Annotated in this window: 13 protein-coding genes; 5 read left to right on the top strand and 8 right to left on the bottom strand. The window is 53.0% G+C overall.

The window, feature by feature from the left end:
* Nucleotides 1-38 precede the first annotated feature (38 nt).
* Complete coding sequence (locus tag BUB30_RS20805; protein WP_084138281.1) at nt 39-3,110, bottom strand: PKD domain-containing protein; 3,072 nt, start codon at nt 3,108-3,110, stop codon at nt 39-41.
* A 143-nt stretch (nt 3,111-3,253) separates the two neighbouring features.
* Here BUB30_RS20805 and BUB30_RS20800 point away from each other — a divergent pair, with 143 nt between their 5' ends.
* Both BUB30_RS20800 and BUB30_RS20795 read left to right on the top strand, forming a co-directional pair.
* Nucleotides 3,254-3,493 carry a hypothetical protein gene (locus BUB30_RS20800; protein ID WP_073137828.1) on the top strand — a complete coding sequence of 80 codons (240 nt, stop codon included), beginning with the start codon at nt 3,254-3,256 and terminating at the stop codon, nt 3,491-3,493.
* Between the two features lie 508 nt (nt 3,494-4,001).
* Nucleotides 4,002-5,198, top strand: coding sequence for a glycosyltransferase family protein (locus tag BUB30_RS20795; protein WP_073137826.1), 1,197 nt, complete (start codon nt 4,002-4,004; stop codon nt 5,196-5,198).
* A gap of 216 nt (nt 5,199-5,414) precedes the next feature.
* Here BUB30_RS20795 and BUB30_RS20790 read toward each other — a convergent pair whose 3' ends face one another.
* Together BUB30_RS20790 and BUB30_RS20785 are read right to left on the bottom strand one after the other, a co-directional pair.
* The gene (locus BUB30_RS20790) at nt 5,415-6,188 is read right to left on the bottom strand and encodes a phytanoyl-CoA dioxygenase family protein (protein WP_073137824.1); all 774 of its coding nucleotides are present in this window, start codon (nt 6,186-6,188) and stop codon (nt 5,415-5,417) included.
* 37 nt (nt 6,189-6,225) lie between these two features.
* Nucleotides 6,226-7,506, bottom strand: a complete 1,281-nt coding sequence (locus BUB30_RS20785; RefSeq protein WP_073137822.1) for an acetyl-CoA C-acetyltransferase — start codon at nt 7,504-7,506, stop codon at nt 6,226-6,228.
* Nucleotides 7,507-7,820: 314 nt separating this feature from the next.
* Here BUB30_RS20785 and BUB30_RS20775 point away from each other — a divergent pair, with 314 nt between their 5' ends.
* Nucleotides 7,821-10,319 carry an ABC transporter permease gene (locus BUB30_RS20775; RefSeq protein WP_178377159.1) on the top strand — a complete coding sequence of 833 codons (2,499 nt, stop codon included), beginning with the start codon at nt 7,821-7,823 and terminating at the stop codon, nt 10,317-10,319.
* Nucleotides 10,320-10,329: 10 nt separating this feature from the next.
* Here BUB30_RS20775 and BUB30_RS20770 read toward each other — a convergent pair whose 3' ends face one another.
* Both BUB30_RS20770 and dinB read right to left on the bottom strand, forming a co-directional pair.
* On the bottom strand, nt 10,330-10,917 hold the full coding sequence (locus BUB30_RS20770; RefSeq protein ID WP_073137816.1) for a TetR/AcrR family transcriptional regulator: 588 nt from the start codon (nt 10,915-10,917) through the stop codon (nt 10,330-10,332).
* 95 nt (nt 10,918-11,012) lie between these two features.
* Nucleotides 11,013-12,128, bottom strand: a complete 1,116-nt coding sequence (gene dinB / locus BUB30_RS20765; RefSeq protein ID WP_073137814.1) for a DNA polymerase IV — start codon at nt 12,126-12,128, stop codon at nt 11,013-11,015.
* 273 nt (nt 12,129-12,401) lie between these two features.
* On the opposite strand from dinB, the gene BUB30_RS20760 reads away from it, so the two are divergent.
* On the top strand, nt 12,402-13,742 hold the full coding sequence (locus tag BUB30_RS20760) for an ATP-dependent DNA helicase (RefSeq protein WP_073137812.1): 1,341 nt from the start codon (nt 12,402-12,404) through the stop codon (nt 13,740-13,742).
* Nucleotides 13,743-13,943: 201 nt separating this feature from the next.
* Entirely contained in the window at nt 13,944-14,630 is a 687-nt protein-coding gene (locus tag BUB30_RS20755; protein WP_143165016.1) for a hypothetical protein, read from the top strand.
* A 6-nt stretch (nt 14,631-14,636) separates the two neighbouring features.
* On the opposite strand, the gene BUB30_RS20750 is transcribed toward BUB30_RS20755, so the two are convergent.
* The 3 genes from BUB30_RS20750 to BUB30_RS20740 are packed head-to-tail and all read right to left on the bottom strand — an operon-like array spanning nt 14,637 to nt 17,588.
* Nucleotides 14,637-15,443 (bottom strand): polysaccharide deacetylase family protein, encoded by an 807-nt coding sequence (locus BUB30_RS20750; protein WP_073137808.1) that lies wholly within the window; start codon nt 15,441-15,443, stop codon nt 14,637-14,639.
* Nucleotides 15,436-16,404 carry a glycosyltransferase family 2 protein gene (locus BUB30_RS20745; RefSeq protein WP_221408763.1) on the bottom strand — a complete coding sequence of 323 codons (969 nt, stop codon included), beginning with the start codon at nt 16,402-16,404 and terminating at the stop codon, nt 15,436-15,438. Before BUB30_RS20745 ends, BUB30_RS20750 begins: the two co-directional genes overlap by 8 nt.
* A complete protein-coding gene (locus tag BUB30_RS20740; RefSeq protein ID WP_073137806.1) occupies nt 16,401-17,588 on the bottom strand; it encodes a glycosyltransferase family 87 protein in 1,188 nt (395 codons plus the stop codon). Before BUB30_RS20740 ends, BUB30_RS20745 begins: the two co-directional genes overlap by 4 nt.
* Nucleotides 17,589-17,614: the final 26 nt, after the last annotated feature.

The following is a 17,614-nucleotide window of genomic DNA, read 5'->3' as shown; positions in this document are numbered from 1 at the left end:
TTTTTATCGGGCACCCCAATCCTGAGGCGGGATGTAGGCTATCGTTGTACGACCGCCGTTTTGCCCGTGTCTATCTTATTGCCATCCTGGAGAACGTGGTAGATATACATTTCACCGGGTGTAAAGATCTGCGTGTACATTTCCGGGCTCCACTTGCCCATGTACAGGCGACGGCCGGAACTGTTGAAGATCACGACGGTGTAGTCGTGGCCACCGGGGTAATGGTTATCCAGAAACACAAAGTCATCTTCTGAAGGCGTTGTCTCTGTGGTCGTCGGATCAACCACCGCAGTGTCCGTTGCCGGCGCGACAGGCGTCGTGTCTACGTTGATCGTGCGGGCGACCGAGAGGCCCTTGGAAGTAAGGGCTTGTTCTTGTGTCAGGTCAATGACCACAACCCAACCCACGTAGCCGAAGTTCATGGCGCTGCCGGCCATCTTGCGCGCGCTGATGCCGATCTCGCCACTGGCGTTCGGAGTAAGCGATGCATACTCCACTTGCAACGTGGCATTGTTGGTCACGTTCAAGGTCTTCACGACACCGCCTACGCGGTATTCAAACGTACCATATTGATCAGACGTACCGTTACCGGTTGCGCGTGAAGCACCCATCTGGATCGTGTACTGGTGTGCAGGATTGAGCCGGGTCAGTTTCAGGTTGTCGCCTTGCAACACACCATTAACGGTAGTGCCATACGCGGCGTTGAAGTTGAACCAGTTGGTTTGTACTACTGCGGCAGGTTGAACCGTACCATTGGCAACACCACCGGCATATGAACTGGTGTTTGTGCCATAGTTAGCCGGGTTCCACTGGCCAGTAGCCACGCTGCTCACCGTGACGTTGGTCGACGGATCGGTTGCTGTGATCACACTGGCGTGAGGTGCACCCGCCACGCTGATCCAGCCGCTGATGCTGGCCGCTGTGGGCGTGAAGTTGAAACGCGTGATGGCGCCTTCCGAAACACTTACCGAAGCATCGGCGCTGGCGGCAGCACCCGCGTTGTCTTTCACTGTCAAACGGAAAACATAAGAACCTTCTCCCATGCCGCTCACGGAAGCCGTGGACGACGCTGCGTTGGAAAGCGTACAGGTACCTCCGGAAACTTTGGCCCAGGTGTACGATGTGATGGTACCATCCGGGTCAGATGCACTTCCCACCAGGGCAACCGAATTGGTGGGCAACACCAGGTCTTTGGCGCCGCCCGCGTTAACGGTCGGTGCTACGTTGGCGGCGATCGCTACAATTACGGTCTTATCCGCAGAGGCAGTGGCACCGCCGTTGTCGGTTACGGTGAGACGAAATACATAGGTGCCCGTTACGAGACCGCTAAGGCTCAGGGTCGCCGTGTTGGCGTTCGTCAACGTGGCCGCACCACCGGATACTTGCGTCCAGGCATAGGTCGCAATGGTGCCGTCGGTATCGGAAGCCGTGCCCGTGATGGTCGTTGTCGCCGTAGTGATGTTCAGTGTTGTGCCTACGCTTACCGTGGGCACGCTGTTGGCTTTTACCGTCACCGTCACGTCGTCGCTGGCGGTGGCGCCGGCGTTGTCTTTCACGGTCAGACGGAACACATAAGTACCAGCTACCAGGCCGCTCGCGGTCACGGTGGCCGTGGCAGCGTTGGTCAATGTAGATGCCGTACCAGACACTTGTGTCCAGGTGTAGGTGCTGATGGTGCCGTCGGGATCAGAAGCGGTGCCGGTAATGGCAACCGAAGCGGTGGGCAGGGTCACGGTCTTATCGGAACCTGCGTTGGCCAGCGGAGCCTGGTTTGTTGCTCCTCCAAATTCAAAAGCGCCTTGGTCATATGCCCCGACACGCGCCTTGCCGTCCATGTCGACGGTCACGCCATAGGAAGTCAGGTCTGTACCCGCATTGATGGCCGGTGAGCCCGTGAGCAGGTGATAATCCATGGCGGCGGCGTTTGTAAACTTCACGCTGTTGATGTCGGTCGTCTTCAGGTTATTGGCTTCCACCGTGCGCGCTTGTGCCGTAGGGCTGTTGTACTTAATAAAGGTGTAGCCGCTCGCCTGGTTGGTCACAAAGATGTTGTTGGCAATCCGCGACGTGGGCGGGCCTTCGCTGTACATGATAATATCGAATTGCGGGCAGTTCACGATGGTATTGTTCATCACCATGAACCCGGTCGGAGCATAATTGCCGGCATAGTCTATTAAAGAGAAACCTCCCAGCAAACCGTTGCGGGCGATGTTGTTGTAGTAGATACCACCCCCTCCGGAATCCCAGAAGCAATAGCCGTTACCGGTATCGATGATGTTGTCGTATACTTTTGCCTGTGTGGTACCGCCGCCGGCCTGGAAGCCGTTGGTGTGTCCATAATTATTGAGTGCGCCGTAGTTGGTCACGGTGTTGTGGTGCACTTCACAGCCAGAAACGGCCGCTCCGATCTGGATGCCGTCGTTACCGATGCTTTGCAATGTATTATTATAGACCTTCACGTTCACCACATCGTGTTCCATGATGGTGAGGTTGGTGCCGTTACAAGTCTTGCCTACGCCCGAGTCGTAGTGTGAATTACCTATGTAAAATCCTTCGCATCCCGTATTGCTGATTAAATTGTCGTGAAATGATGTGTTCTTCATAACGAAATTGCCCTTCCAGGTGGAAGCGTCGCAAGTGGGGTCGGTCTTGGCCACAATACCCACACAACCCGTGTTATGAACATAAAGGTGATCGACTTCGAAATCCGAGCTCAACTGCTGGAAGTTGATCCCCATCTGCCCGCCGGTGATCTCAATACCGTATTTAACAGACGGATTGTTGCTCCCGGTGAACTTCACGTAAGTCACATTGTCGACCTCGATCGCGTTTCCGTACGACGACGGAGCACTAATAATGACCGAACTGGTGCTTTCATTCGAAATAATAACCGGCTGTGCCGCCGTACCGTGGATATTTACAAGTGCAATACCCGTCCTGGTTCCCCCTTTGAAACAAATCCTGTCCCCCGGTTTCACCCCCTTTGCCGCCCCATCAAATTGCCACTCCGTCGCCGAGGTAGAAATTGTGAATGTACAGCCGCTCTGGGCCATAACTGCCATCGGAAATAGCAGTACTGCCCCCAACAAACCTAGAATCCTTCTTCTCATTGTACATTTATTTATGGATACAAATGTATAATGGAATGTACCTCGTGTATCAAAAAGCGGACATTGGGTAATAGTTAATCGTCACCCTTGTAACTTTATCTGTTTTTTGTTTAAATTAGAGTGGCTTTAAACTTTACCTCAGTATGCCTAAAACGCTACAGGAATTACAGGTGATTATCCGGAAGGAACCCATCCGGCGGGTCAAGGATTATATAGAAATTCGTCACGACGCCAAAGTCTTAATCGACGCTTCGGGCGAAAAATTGGAGGACATAGCGAATGCTCTTTGCATAACCCGGCAAAGCCTCTACCGAAAAAAAGAAGGTGAAGCGTTGTGGAAACCGGAAGAGCTTCTGATGCTTTTTGAGTACCTCGGAATCTGATCATGTACCATTTTTTGGTGTAGGAAATTTTTTTGGCGTGGATGTTCCAATCTTCGCTCAAACCGCTCATGATTTTCAGTTTTTTTTAAGTTAAAAAAAATTTTCTTCATCGCAACGGTATGGCTATACTAAAATGAATTCCACACTTTTTAAGGAGTTTTTAAGGGAATACGCCACAATGATCAAAACGCAACACACCTTTTTTTATTACACAGAAATTACAAAGCACGAAAACTTATTTCGTGAGCACATTCACACACAGCGATGACGCGTTCTTCATTTTTCATAGAGCAAACGTGTGCGGTGACAACGAATATGTTGACACTATTTTTCATCCGTCAACGCTTGGGACAGATCACGGAATTTAAACTCCATCCCAGGTCAACTCACATCGTCATCACGCACTTCATCGACACACGCTGGCAAGTATGGTCACCGTGATGTTTTTTTGTGTTCTCTTCGCGGCGTAATTTTTTCCTGCGTTTTTCTGCGCTCACTTTCCGGAAATTTGAATGTATTTTTGGTGATGCTGCGCATCGCCACCCGAAGAGATTTCGTTTTGCCCATCGTCCTGGCCGTGCTCTGGTTGGGGATACACACCGTTCTCTTTCTTCACTATGGCGTCCGCAACCTCCTCGATGCCCATCGCTATGCGCTGAAGGCGGATTTTCTTCTTGCCCAGGGCCACCTGGAGGAAGCCAGCGACCTTTTTTATGTGGTTCACATCGGACTATTGGCCCTTTTTGGAAGGTTTTTTCACTCCGCCACCCTTCCCGTGATCGTTTTCCAGTGCATCCTTTCTGGGTTCGCCACGGCGGCCTTGTATAAAGCCTCGTCAAAGCTTTTCGATGACCGTATGGCTGGTTTCTTTACAGCGGTCATTTTTCTCCTGTGGATCGACCACCTCCAATGGAACCTGGTGACACTCACCGAATCGCTGGCCTGCAGCACCGGATGCTTTGTGCTCTATGTGCTGGTCTATTTTGATGGGAAAGCAAAATGGTTCTTCACACTCGCCCTCCTGGTTGCCTTGAGTCTTTTTACCCGCCCCACCGGTCTGCTGACCCTCGCGGGCGTGCTCGTTTTTTTTGCGTTCTACTATCGCTCGCTGTGGAAGACGTCGCCGGTGGTCATGACGGCCGCTGGTGTGTCGATCGCGATCCTGGGAACTTGGGCCGGACTCACGGTGCTGGACCAATGGGATTTCACCGATCAGCTCGCGCGGGGCAACATCATTACCTATGTGGACACGCTAAAAGGTGGCCCGCTCTATGACGCGAGCTTGCGCATGGATACCACCGAAATCATTCCTCCCCGACACATGCCCTCCACGGTCGGGAAACTGTTGTTCTTCTTTCGCGACAATCCGTGGCTTTCGGCGAAGGCAGCTTTCCTGAAAGTTTTTTATTTGATCACGGCGGTGAGACCATACTACACAAAATGGCACAATGCTTTTTTGTTGACGTGGATGGCCGCGGTCTATTTCTTTTTTTTCGTGGGATGGTCGATCGTGCGGCGCAATCCGGTGGTGTCTTTTGTGAGCGCCGTCATCTTGTTGAATGGCATACTCATCGCGATCTCTACGGTGGATTGGGACAATCGGTTTTATGTTCCGATGGAACCCGGGATTGTGTTGTTGGCCGGTGGTGGGATGGCGTCTGTCTGGAAGAAATGGGGCAAAAGAAAATCAGGCCTGCATGCTTAATTTTTGCTTCGATTTTAGCGAGCGGTCAAGAGGTGCGAAGCTCTTATCCCAGGACGTACGTTTCGTGTCAAACAGTGTGAAGCTTGATCCTATTCATGAACTGGCAAAAAAAATTGCACTCAAGCCCGTAGGGCTTATTCAGTTTAACATCTTGAACTCGCCCCTTTTTCCAAAGAAAGTTAATACGCCGCCTATCTAACGGTATGCCTACAGCATCTATAGAAGCGCCAGGCGAATGGCTTCCTCCACCGGGGAGTACCTCCCCGCGGGATTGTGTATTGAGAAGGGTGTCTTGGGCATCAACGGAGGTTGGGCCATGAAGCGGGGTTCGGTGCCTTTGTGGGGTTGGGCGGCGTGCGCGAGGAAAGGGTGGCAGAGGTATACGGTGCCGGCTTCGCCAGTGGCTAGCACTTGTGGGCAGTCCTCTGTCGTGTTCAGCCGCGCGGCCAGTTCCATGAATGACATTCCCTCCTCTCCAGCCGGTTCCAATATTCGCGCGACGACGTGATGTGAGCCTGTACGAATGCGCGTGGGCGCGTCGCGTTCGCCGACATCGGAAAACAAAAAGAGCATGAGCAGTGCGCGGCCTTTCGAGTGTAGGTTGACGCGCCATGAAAAAAAAGACTCATCCGCTCCCGGAAAGCTTGCATCGACGTGCCAGCCGGCATCGCCTGGATCTTCATCGCTGGGAAATCGCACGGGAAAACTGCCGAGGCTGCCACGGGGTACCCAACGGCCCTCGCCTACCAGTTGATCAAAGGCGGCATGCAGTCGCGGGGTGTTGGCGGCTTCCGCAAAGGGCGCGTGGGCATAATCGCCCAGGCGAACAACAGGCCTTGTCCACGTGGACTTGTCCCTCGGATCGCACCCGGTATCGCGCCATAAGATCTCGCGGGCGCGGACCGCTCCGTCTTTTGAAAAAGCACCTTCCACTTTGACAAATCCTTCCTCAATAAATTGCCGAACCTGATCTTTCGATAGTGCTTCCATCTTTGCATTCTCTATAATTCTTTGCGGCGTAAGAGATCTACCGCTCCATGATCATCGTGATCCCCTGTCCTCCTGCAGCGCAAACGGAAATGAACCCCCGTCCGCTTCCCTTCTCCTTCAACAATTTTGCCATGGTGGCGATGATCCGTCCACCCGTAGCGGCAAAGGGATGGGCGGCGGCGAGGCTGCTTCCCTTTACGTTCAGCTTGGTGCGGTCTATACTTCCCAACGGCGCATCGAATCCAAATGTTTTCATCAACTCGGCGCTTTCCCATATTTTCAACGTCGCCAGCACCTGCGCGGCAAAGGCTTCGTGGATCTCGTAAAAATCAAAATCCTGCAGACGCAATCCGGCCTTCTTTAACATACGGGTCGATGCATAGATGGGCGACAGCAGCAGGTTGTGCTGGTGCTGCACATATTCGATGGCCGCCAGTTCGGCAAACGTGATGTAGGCCAGCACGGGCCAGCCGTTCTCGCGTGCCCAATCCTCGCTGGCCAGCAGTACGGACGATGCGCCGTCGGTCAAGGGTGTGGAGTTGCCGGCGGTCAGGGTGCCATTCACTTTGTCGAACGCGGGTTTCAATTTGGCGAGCTTCTCCAGGCTGGTATCCTTGCGCACATTGTTGTCGCGATCCAGGCCCATGTAGGGTGTGAGCATGTCGTTGAAGAATCCTTCGTCGTAGGCTTTCACCGTTTTCTGATGACTTTGCAAGGCCAGCAAGTCCTGCTCCTCGCGCGGGATGCCATAATATTTCGCCGTGATCTCGGTGTGTCCTCCCATAGACAGCCCGGTGCGCGGCTCCACATTCAAGGGCGCCACCGGGGCCAGGTCTTTGAACCGTATTTTGGAAAACGCTTTCAACTTGGCGCCTGTGGTTTTTGCACGACGGGCTTCCAACAAAATTTTCCGCAGGTTCTCGCCCAGGAGCAGCGGCACATTGCTGGTGGAATCCACCCCGCCTGCAATGCCCACCTCAAGCTGACCCAGGGCGATCTTGTTCCCGATGTAGACGGCCGCTTCGATCCCTGTGTCGCACGCCTGCTGCAGGTCGCATGCTGGGGTCGACGGATCGAGCGCGGTGCTCATCACGCTTTCGCGCATAAGATTAAAGTCGCCGCTGTGTTTGATCACCGCACCGCCGGCCACCTCGCCCATGCGTTGACCGTGCAGCTTGTAGCGGTCGATCAATCCATTCAGCGTCGCCACCATCATGTCCTGGTTGCTGGCGGTGCTGTAGGCGGTGTTTTGTCGTGCGAAGGGGATCCGGTTGTAGCCGATCACGGCCACTTTTCTTCGTTCATTGGGAATGAGCATAGTTCTTCAATTAAGGTGGTTGAAAGATAGGAATTACGGGCAAGCAAAATGACCCTGTCAGCGGGGGAAAATTCAGGAGCCGGAAGTCAGGAGCCGGAAGCCAGGAGTCAGGAGCTTGTTCTCGGTAGTCCAGTAGCCAGTAGTCAGTATTCAGTAGCCGGAGATTTTTTTGTTGGGGATTTCGTTTGCGGACATTTGGTTTCGTTTCCGGGCAAGGATTGGTTTGGGGAGGTGGAATTTGATGGGTTCTGTTGGGATAAATGGATTGGTCTGATAGTTGGATTGGGTGGGGAAGGAATAAAATGCGGATGATTATGATCAAGAATTATGTATTGGTGGCTTGGAGAAGCTTTTTGCGCCAGAGAGAATATTCCGTGTTGAACGTGGTGGGACTCACCATTGGGTTCACGAGTTGTATGATCATCATGCTCTATGTTATCAACGAGCGGAGTTTTGATCGCTTTCATTCGAAGGCGGACCGGATCTTCCGGGTGGTGCAGCAGCTTCCGGCCAATCAGGGTTGGGCGTGGACGGGCGGGGTGATGCCTTCGTTGGTGAAATCCGAATTCAAGGAGGTGAAAAAAGTGGTGTCGATTCATTGCGCGACCAGCTGGAATGCAAAGCGTGCCAACGCGCAATCCTATACGTATGTGAGTTATGAAAAAGGAAATCAGGAAGCTGTTGCCTTTGAGGAGGCCAGGATCTTTTATACGGATCCGGAATTTTTTGATGTCTTTGATTTCGCATTTGTGAAAGGCTCGCCGGGAACAGCGTTAAAGGAATCCGGGCAGGTGTTGATCACGGAGTCGACGGCGAAGCGCTATTTTGGATCGGAAGATCCCATTGGAAAAACATTAAAGCTGGACAATTTTCTACCGGTGACCGTGACCGGCGTGTTGAAGGATGTTCCCTACAATTCACATTTCCGTTTCGACTTCCTCTGTTCGTTTGCAACCTTCAAGGCATTGCAAAAAATGCCCACCACGGCCGAGTTCACCAGCCATTGGTGGCCCGTCGTGTGGACCTATGTGTTGCTGGATGAACCGGGATCGGCGGAAAAGATCAACGCCGCTTTTCCGGAGGTGATCCGTAAACACCGGTCGGCGGAAGAGGCCAAGCTTTTTGTGCCGCACCTGCAACCGCTCACCAGCATCCATTTGTTCAGCGATTTGCAAAACGAGATCAACCCCAATGGAAGCATCACCAATGTCTACATCTTCACCACTGTGGCGGTTTTCAGTTTGGTGCTGGCCTGTATCAACTTTATGAATCTGGCCACGGCGCGGGCCGTGAAGCGGGCCAAGGAGATCGGTCTCAGGAAATCGATCGGTGGTCAGCGGAAGCAGATTGCTGTGCAGTTCTTCTACGAGTCGGCCCTGCTCAATGTGATGGCCTTTGCCTTTGCCATCGTGCTCACGGAGATCCTCCTGCCCCTGGTGAATTTGTTGTTGCATCAGCAGCTTGCGTTGGGCGATGGCCTGCTCTGGTGGGGCATGGCCGCGGGCATCGTGGTGGTGTCGACGTTGCTTTCGGGGTCCTACCCGGCGCTCTATCTTTCATCGATGAAACCGAGCGAGGTGCTCAAAGGTGTTCAGCTGCAAGGTGGTGGCGCGGGGCTGCGTCGTGGGCTGGTGGTGTTCCAGTTTGTGCTTTCGGTCACGCTGCTCTTCTGCACGGCCGTGGCCTGGTTCCAGGTAAATTTTTTAAAAGGCTCCAACCTCGGCTTCGAACAACACCGGGTGGTTGCCGTCCGCACAGGGCCTTCGGTGACAGACCGCTATGCTGTTTTGCGCGACAAACTTTTGCAGGATAAAAACATCGAGAGCGTGACCGGCGTCAGCGACCTTCCGGGCATCGATCCGGGTTGGGGGCCGCAAGTAGAGTTCGAAGGATACAATCCCCAGGAATTTCCATTCATCTTTCAACAATTCGTTGACTATGATTTCTTCTCCACCCTGAACATTTCTCTCCTGGAAGGCCGGACCTTTTCGCGCGAATTCAGCGACGAAGGAAAAAGCAGCTTGCTGCGCAATCAGTTCCCCGCCCACGAGGGAAGAAATTTTGTGATCAACGAAAGTGCGGCCCGCTTTTTTGGAAAGACCCCGGCGGCGGCGATTGGAATGCCCTTGCGGCTGTTCACGGAAGAAAATGGCGAATTGTTCAGCGAAACCAAAGGCATGGTGGTGGGCGTCGTAAAAGATTTTCATACGGCCGATCTGCACAGTCCCATCCGTCCCACGGTGTTCACGCTCCTGAACCCGAATGAAAATGCCGAGCTATCCTACGCCCTGATAAAGATCGCGCCCGGAAATTTCTCCAGCACGCTCGACGCCATCAAGAAAAGCTGGCGGGATGTGAATGGAAATGCGGCATTTGAATTTTCATTCCTCGACGAAGACATCAACAAGCAATATTGGCAAGATCAACAGTTGGGCGACGTGGTCGGTGTGTTCGCCGGCATCACGCTGTTGATCTCGTGCCTGGGATTGTTCGGACTCTCTGCCTACACAACCGAGGTGCGGACAAAAGAAATCGGCGTACGCAAGGTATTGGGCGCCTCCGAGCAAAGCATCGTGCGATTACTTTCGCGCGAATATCTGGCGCTGGTCACTTGGGCCATTGTCATCGCGCTCCCGCTCGGCTGGTGGATCATGACGCAGTGGCTGGCAAAATTCCCTTACCACACCTCGATGAAAATAGGGCTATTTATTTCCGTGAGTGCATTGGCCGTGGGCATTGCCCTTGTGACGGTGAGTTTTCAATCCATCAAAGCAGCCACGCTTAACCCCGTGAAGGCCTTGCGAAACGAGTGAGCACAAAAAATTATTTTAATCCACGGATCATTTTCTCCACCGACTGCATGACGGCCTTCCGGTAATTTATTTTTCCGGTGACTTTAGCGATCATGATGCCGCCTTCGATCAGGGCGATGATGGCAATGGCCGTTTGCTCGGCGTCCACGGTGGCGCGGATCTCTTTTGTTTTGATACCTTTCTCCAATAAACTCACCAGGCTGTTCTTCCACGACAAGATCGCCCCCGCCACTTTCTTCCGAAGCTCGGGATGGGTGTCGTCGGATTCGGTGGCTGTATTCAGGATGGGGCAACCGCCCAGGGGGAATGGATATTTCTCAAAGCCTTCGTATACGGACACATAGGCCATCAACTGGTCCAGCACACCGGTGCGTTTGGCCATCTCCGCCTTCACAATGTTTTGCACTTTTTGAAAATTGTGATCGAAGGCAGCGAGGGCCACTTCGTCTTTGTTGCTGAAGTTGCCATAGATACTCCCTTTGGTGAGACCGGTCGCTTCCGACAAGTCGGCCATGGACGTGCCGGCATATCCTTTCGTGTTGAACACCGGGGCGGTCTTTTCAATGATGAAGGCCTTGGTTCGCTCGGCTTTTGACATGGTGATGGGTTCTTTCGTGAAAGATAATAAATATACCGTTCGGTACAATTATAACACGTCACGGCTTTTTTGGTTCCGGAAAAACAAAGGATGCATTACCACTCGCCTTGAAATAAGGGCAATTGATCGTTCCCCTCATCCCGGCGCGACCGCTCTCCAGGCTCGCCGAAATTCGACAGCGAAATCCCCAACAACCGGATCTTTTTCTCTTCCAGGTCGGTGGCCAGCAGCAACTGTTGCGCTATCTCCAGCACGGTGGCTTTGTCGTCGACCCCTTGCGTGAGGGATTGGCTGCGGGTGACTTGCTTGAAGTCGTGGTATTTTATTTTCAGGGTGATGGTGCGGCCCTTCAGTCCGTGACGCTTCAGCCGGCCCTCCAGGATCGTCGCGATCTTGTCGAGCTCCTCCACCATTTCGCCAGCCTCCTCCAGGTCGTAGGGGAACGTGTCTTCGGCTCCTACCGATTTTGTTTCGCGGTCGGGCTGCACGGCGCGGTCGTCGATGCCGCGCACGATCTTGTAAAAGAACTTACCGGGCTTGCCAAAGCGCTTGACCAATTCTTCTTCCGAAAGTTGCTTTAGGTCGGCTCCCTTGTGCAGGCCCATGTTCCGCATCTTCTCCGCCGTCACCCGGCCCACTCCAAAAAATTTTTCTACCGGCAAATCCTCCATAAATTTTTCGATGCGCGAAGGCCCTATGAAGGTGAGGCCGTCGGGCTTGTTCATGTCGGACGCGATCTTTGCCACAAATTTATTGATAGACACACCCGCCGAGGCCGTCAGCTGCAACTCGTCGCGGATCGCCTGCCGGATGAGCTTGGCAATGTCGATGGCCGAACCAATGCCTTGCTTGTCGTGCGTGACGTCGAGATAGGCCTCGTCCAGGGAAAGCGGTTCGATAATGTCGGTAAACCGATGAAAAATCTCGCGGATCTTTTGCGACACCTCTTTGTAGACATCAAACCGCGGCCGCACAAAAATAACCGTCTCGCAAAGCTGCCGCGCCCGCTTCGACGGCATGGCCGACCGGATCCCAAACTTGCGCGCCTCATAGCTGGCCGTTGCCACCACACCTCCACGTCCCTCCGGCGACCCACCCACCACGATGGGCTTACCCCGGTATTCGGGATGATCACGCTGCTCGATGGAAGCATAGAAAGCATCCATATCGATGTGAATGATCTTGCGGAAATTTTTGGACGGAGAGGTCATATCGCGGGGATCAATCTAGTAAACGAGTAGCTTTCGTGAAAGTCGGTATTCAGGAGCCAGGAGCCAGGAGCCAGGAGTCGGAAGAGTGTGAGTAGCTGGGAGGCAAGTATTTGGGGGTGCTGATGGTTGGCGTTATTTTTCAAAGGCAGCATCGCTTACAAACTCAAAACCCGCACTCACACTCCACACCTCCACTCCCACACCTCTACTGGCTCCTGGATTCTGGATTCTGGCTCCTGATTGCCAACGGCTATTTTTTTAGTATGTTGTCGCATGAATAAGGTGGATCGCGATACTTCCGGGAAAGAGTCCATTATCATCCCCAGCGACTTCCGGCTGGAAGATGACCTGGCCGCGGCGTACCACATGATGGAGTTCACCAACGAGACCCTTTTTCTGACCGGACGCGCGGGGACGGGGAAATCGACGTTGTTGAATTACTTTCGGAAGACTACGACGAAAAAACATGTGGTGTTGGCTCCTACCGGGTTGGCGGCGCTTCACGTGGGAGGAGGTACGATCCATTCTTTTTTTGGGTTTCCGTTGCGGACGTTGGTGAAGGACGATCCGGAGATCCAGCCGTGGGGGAAAGGACATCCCCGGTTGCGCATCCTTCGCAAGATGGAGACGTTGATCATCGACGAGGTGTCGATGGTACGGGCCGACGTGTTGGATGCCATCGACCTGTCGCTTCGGCTCAACATGAACAACGACCTTCCTTTTGGCGGCAAGCAACTTATTTTTATTGGTGATGTGTTCCAGCTTTCACCGGTGGTGAGCTCACAAGACTTTCAAAGTACCGACCTGGACAGCTATGAGAGTCCTTATTTTTTTAGCGCCGATGCCTTTCGTGCCAGCCGTCCCAAGGTGGCGGAGCTAAAGAAGATCTACCGGCAGCAGGATGATGATTTCATTTATCTTCTCAATCGCATCCGCATGAACAATGCCGACGGCCACGACCTGGAGGCCTTGAACAGACGCTACCGGCCGGGAGAGGATGAACATGAATTTGCCGTGTCGCTCACCTCGGTCAATGCCATTGCCGACCAGGTGAATCTGCAAAAGCTTATGGCCTTGAAGACACATGGTGAAGTATACCGCGGTAAAATGGATGGCGCCTTCGATCAACGTCTCTTCCCGGCCAGCCTGCAGTTGAGCCTGCGCGAAGGGGCACAAGTGATGATGGTGAAGAACGATCTGCAAGGGCGATGGGTGAACGGCACCATTGGCATCGTGGACCAACTCACGCCCGGGGTGATCATGGTGCGGTTCGCCGATGGCGCCATCCATCGCATCGAGCCCGTGACCTGGGAGCGCAAGGCCTATACGTGGGACAAGCAACTGAACACCATCACCTTCGAAGTGCTGGGCACCTACACGCAATACCCTATCCGTTTGGCTTGGGCGATGACGATCCACAAAAGTCAGGGCCTGACCTTCGACAACGTCGCGATCGACATGGGGCGCGGGGCCTTCGCCCACGGGCAACTCTACGTGGCGTTGAGTCGGTGCAGGACCCTGGAAGGGATTACGCTGAAGTCGAAGATCAACGCCCGGGACATGATCGTCGACGAAGCCGTGGAGTACTTTGCGGGACGTTGTGGTCTGGGCTGAACCGGATTTGCGGCATTCCGCCAGTTTCGGAGGGATCATGACTCCATCCTAACCCCAACCTTCCCGGAAAAGGCAAGGCCGGCAAGAACCCGGCCGGGGCGTTGTAAGGCGCCTATTGTTTTCTTACTTTTATCTCCCGTTCACAAAAAACGGGTCATGAATTCCGGCATGCCACCTGTGGGATTCATCCCTTGTATGAATATGATCAGACGACTGCTTACATATGCCTGGTGTTTTTGCTGCGCATCAGCCTGGGCTCAAACCTCGATATTGGAGATCGCGAATCCCGCTCCCCGCGCCGGCGAGGAAGTGGAGATTATCATCACGGTAAAGAAGGAAAGCCTGGAGGCCATCGAAACCAAGGAGAAAAAATCTACCGACGACTATGCGGCCTTGCGCAAGAACAAGATCGCCTACGGCAATCTGAAAATATCACAAGTGCTGCCCGATACAGGCAAAGTAAAGATCGGGCCGTTTCGTTTCTCCATCGCCGACCGCGTGTATGAAACCAACAGCCTTACGTTGCGTGTATATCCTAAACTTCCCGACACGGCGCGCGAGGGATTGTGGATCCGCCAGGTCGACTACAACGGACAGAGCTACCTGATCATCGAACAGCGCAGCGAAACCGAAGACGCAAAGTTCGCTCAGCTGAATCGCGACAAACTGGAAGCCTCCGGCCTCAACATCGTGACCAGCACATCCAAATCGGAAAGCCAGTTCCTGGACAAGAAAATTACCGCAGGCTCCACGCCGGTCAACTACAGAATATCGACCTACAAATTCAAACGCACTTCCGCCTTCAAAGGAAAAGTAAAGATCGACAAAAGCCTTTTTCTTGATTTCCCGCCCAACGTGTCGATGGACGAGCTTTGGATCAAAGGGTAGAGGAATCTACACCGTCAATCTTTCGGCGTGAACATTATGCTGTGAAAATTTTTGCAGCGTCTGAAACCCATAGCCCTTGCGTTTACACCAGGATAGCCAGCCGTCAAAGGCTTCGATCATCTTTGTTCCCGTTTTGCGTTTCACGAACCCGGGAAAGCCGAAGCGCGGCAGGGTGAGGTCCGTGAATTCCCAAGGATGAAAATAGATATTGAGGTAGTGATCCTTCCGCATCGTGATCGCGCAGAAGTTGCGATACAGCCACTGCGGCAGGTTGTGAAACGACAACCAAAAAAGCGGGAACCGCACGAAGGGGGTCGCCGATGCGGGAATCTCCAACAATGCCCCGCTGCGAAACCACGTTCTGTTTTTGAAATAGTTGTTGTAGCGACCGGGGATATAAACCGGGTTCAACGACGAGTTATACCGGTAGCCCGCCCGGATGATCTCCTCCGTTTCCACCGGCATCATCCGCGCCATGCGAAAACCATCGATGCTTCTTCCCGACAAGCGCTCCAACTCCAATCGCGATTGCAACAAGTGCTCGTTTCTAAAATCGGAATGATAAAAACCATGCGAGGCCAACTCATGTCCTTCGCCGAGGATGCGCGCAATGACGTCGGGGGCATTTTGTGCAAACACGACCGTACTAAAAAAAGTGGCGCGCGCGGAATGCTTCTTCAGCAGATCGAGGATATGGTGACAGCCGGTTTTGGATATGGAGATCTGTTCTTCGAACGAAATGGATTTCCCATACTCTAACGGCATGTCGAATTCCTCAATGTCGAAAGAAAGGTAGAGGAGCGATCTAGGCATAGGTTGTTTTAACAACAGCAGGATGGTTGGTGGTCCGGATCACATATTGTGGCCTTCCTTTTCCCTGCATAACAATGCGGCCGAGATACAGGCCGATAATGCCCAGCATGAGCAGTTGGAGGCCGCCAAAGAAGATCACCGTCATGATGATCGAGGTCCATCCCGAAACAGCATGGCCCGTAAAATAGCTGATGAGGGCGTAGGGAAGATAGATCAGCGAAATAAGAAAAAATATGATGCCAAGATAGGCCGTGATGACCAGCGGCTTCGTGCTGAACGAGGTGATGCCTTTGAAGGCAAGAGCCACCATGCGCATAAAGCTGTATTTGCTTTTTCCGGAATAACGGCCATTGGGAAAGTAGCGTACGGAAGTTTGCTTGAAACCCATCCACTTCACCAGTCCGCGAATGAAAAGGTCGCTCTCGCCAAAACGAATAAACACATCCACCATCGACCGGTCCATGAGGCGGAAGTCGGCCGCTCCTTTTTCCAATTCGATGCCCGACAATTTATTCAGGAGTTTGTAGAAATAGGATGAGCTCTTGCGCTTGAACCAGGAAAGGCCGGGATCTTCTTCCCGCACGGTGTAGACTACATCGTATCCCTTTTCCCACAGGTTCACCAACTGCGGGATGACTTCGGGGGGGTGCTGCATATCACAATCCATCGAGATCACACCGTGGCCGCGGGCCACGTCCAGGCCGGCTTTCAGTGCATGCTGGTGTCCGAAGTTTCGCGATAGTTCGATGAAGAACACGTTCGATTGACCCGAGGCGATCTCTTGCACGAGTTCCAGGGAATTGTCGCGGCTTCCATCGTCAACGAAAATGATCTCGTAGTCGTAGGGAAGGGTATCGAACACGCGCGAGAGTTCCGCGTAGATCTTCCGGATGTTGCCCGCCTCATTAAAAACGGGCACCACCACAGAAATGAGCTGTCGATTCATTGGGTTCATGTTCATGCGATTGTCTTTTGCCATTTCGAAGATGGATTGTATTTCAAAAGCTCTGCCATTAAATATAACCAAACAAACACACACGGCACGGCCTTCAATGAATACGACGTGATGAACGCTCTGACGGGACGGGGTACAAGGTCAGTAGGCGACAACGACGTTAACACGAAAGCAAAGATCAGCAAGCCTAAAATAATTTTCGCCGGCGGTGGTTCATGCAGAAGGAACCAAAGTGACACACCCGTAAAAGCAACAATATAGGTAGACGACTCCGTACTGCTGCTGAACAAACAAATGAAGAGCAACACCGAACACAACATGAGCTGCTGGAACGTGGTGTCGTCATAATATTGCGTTTTAAGATACGGCAACAGGAAAAGAACGAGACCGGGGATCAAAAAGTAAAGCATCGGTATGTCGCGGTGGCCCGAAACGCGCCGCACCACACCCGACAGGGAAATGTCCTGGTGGTGCGACTCCTTCGCATTCAATTCATCTTTGGTTTTGATGGAAACATACCAATCCCGGTACGACTGCACCACAAAGGCCGGCCCGGAAATGACCATCGGCGCGGAGAAACATACGATCGCCCAAAACACGCACGATGCTACCAGGTTTGTTTTGTTTTTCGAAAAAAAGAAAAATGCCAGGCCGGCGATGCTGTACAATTTTATGAAGGTGCCGGCCATGATCACCGCGGCCGCCCAAAAATCTTTCCCCTGCCGCATCCAGGTATAGGCCAGGATGATCGACGCCGCCACCAGCGGATTGATCTGCTGGTTGGAATAGGATGTATACAACTCGTTGGTGACGAGCCACAGCAAAGCGATGATGGTGGATTCTTTCAGCGGAAGCTGACGGATGGCATAGAACAATACGGCACCATTGAACATGATCCACAAACAAAGCCCGGGGGCATCCGGCAGCAGGGCGAAAGGTGCAAACACCACGCTGAAGAAAGGCCCGTAATGATTGGAGTCGTTGTGTTCGTCGGGGTACAGCGCGTAAAGGTTCTTGCCCTCCACGCTGTTCCAAAACACATTTTTAAAAATGCGATAGTTATTATAGTGACCCAGCGCATAATGCTGGAGGCCCGCCACGGTGGCCAACGACAGCCATACAATCAGGATGAATAGGGGCTTTCTGAAAATCTTTTTTATCAGGGGCACAACACGGATAGAGAGGCTCACTTTACACAGGTTTATGTTTCCGATCC

The organism is Chryseolinea serpens (assembly GCF_900129725.1).
GTDB classification, from domain to species: domain Bacteria; phylum Bacteroidota; class Bacteroidia; order Cytophagales; family Cyclobacteriaceae; genus Chryseolinea; species Chryseolinea serpens.
Note: the sequence above shows the minus strand (reverse complement) of the source record. Positions and strands in the feature narration are given on the sequence as shown.

Bases quoted from the DNA above. Each gene is read 5' to 3' on its own strand.
- BUB30_RS20805 (WP_084138281.1), bottom strand. From the start codon at position 3,110: ATGAGAAGAAGGATTCTAGGTTTGTTGGGGGCAGTACTGCTATTTCCG.
- BUB30_RS20800 (WP_073137828.1), top strand. From the start codon at position 3,254: ATGCCTAAAACGCTACAGGAATTACAGGTGATTATCCGGAAGGAACCC.
- BUB30_RS20790 (WP_073137824.1), bottom strand. From the start codon at position 6,188: ATGGAAGCACTATCGAAAGATCAGGTTCGGCAATTTATTGAGGAAGGA.
- BUB30_RS20785 (WP_073137822.1), bottom strand. From the start codon at position 7,506: ATGCTCATTCCCAATGAACGAAGAAAAGTGGCCGTGATCGGCTACAAC.
- BUB30_RS20775 (WP_178377159.1), top strand. From the start codon at position 7,821: ATGATCAAGAATTATGTATTGGTGGCTTGGAGAAGCTTTTTGCGCCAG.
- BUB30_RS20770 (WP_073137816.1), bottom strand. From the start codon at position 10,917: ATGTCAAAAGCCGAGCGAACCAAGGCCTTCATCATTGAAAAGACCGCC.
- dinB (WP_073137814.1), bottom strand. From the start codon at position 12,128: ATGACCTCTCCGTCCAAAAATTTCCGCAAGATCATTCACATCGATATG.
- BUB30_RS20760 (WP_073137812.1), top strand. From the start codon at position 12,402: ATGAATAAGGTGGATCGCGATACTTCCGGGAAAGAGTCCATTATCATC.
- BUB30_RS20755 (WP_143165016.1), top strand. From the start codon at position 13,944: ATGATCAGACGACTGCTTACATATGCCTGGTGTTTTTGCTGCGCATCA.
- BUB30_RS20750 (WP_073137808.1), bottom strand. From the start codon at position 15,443: ATGCCTAGATCGCTCCTCTACCTTTCTTTCGACATTGAGGAATTCGAC.
- BUB30_RS20745 (WP_221408763.1), bottom strand. From the start codon at position 16,404: ATGAACATGAACCCAATGAATCGACAGCTCATTTCTGTGGTGGTGCCC.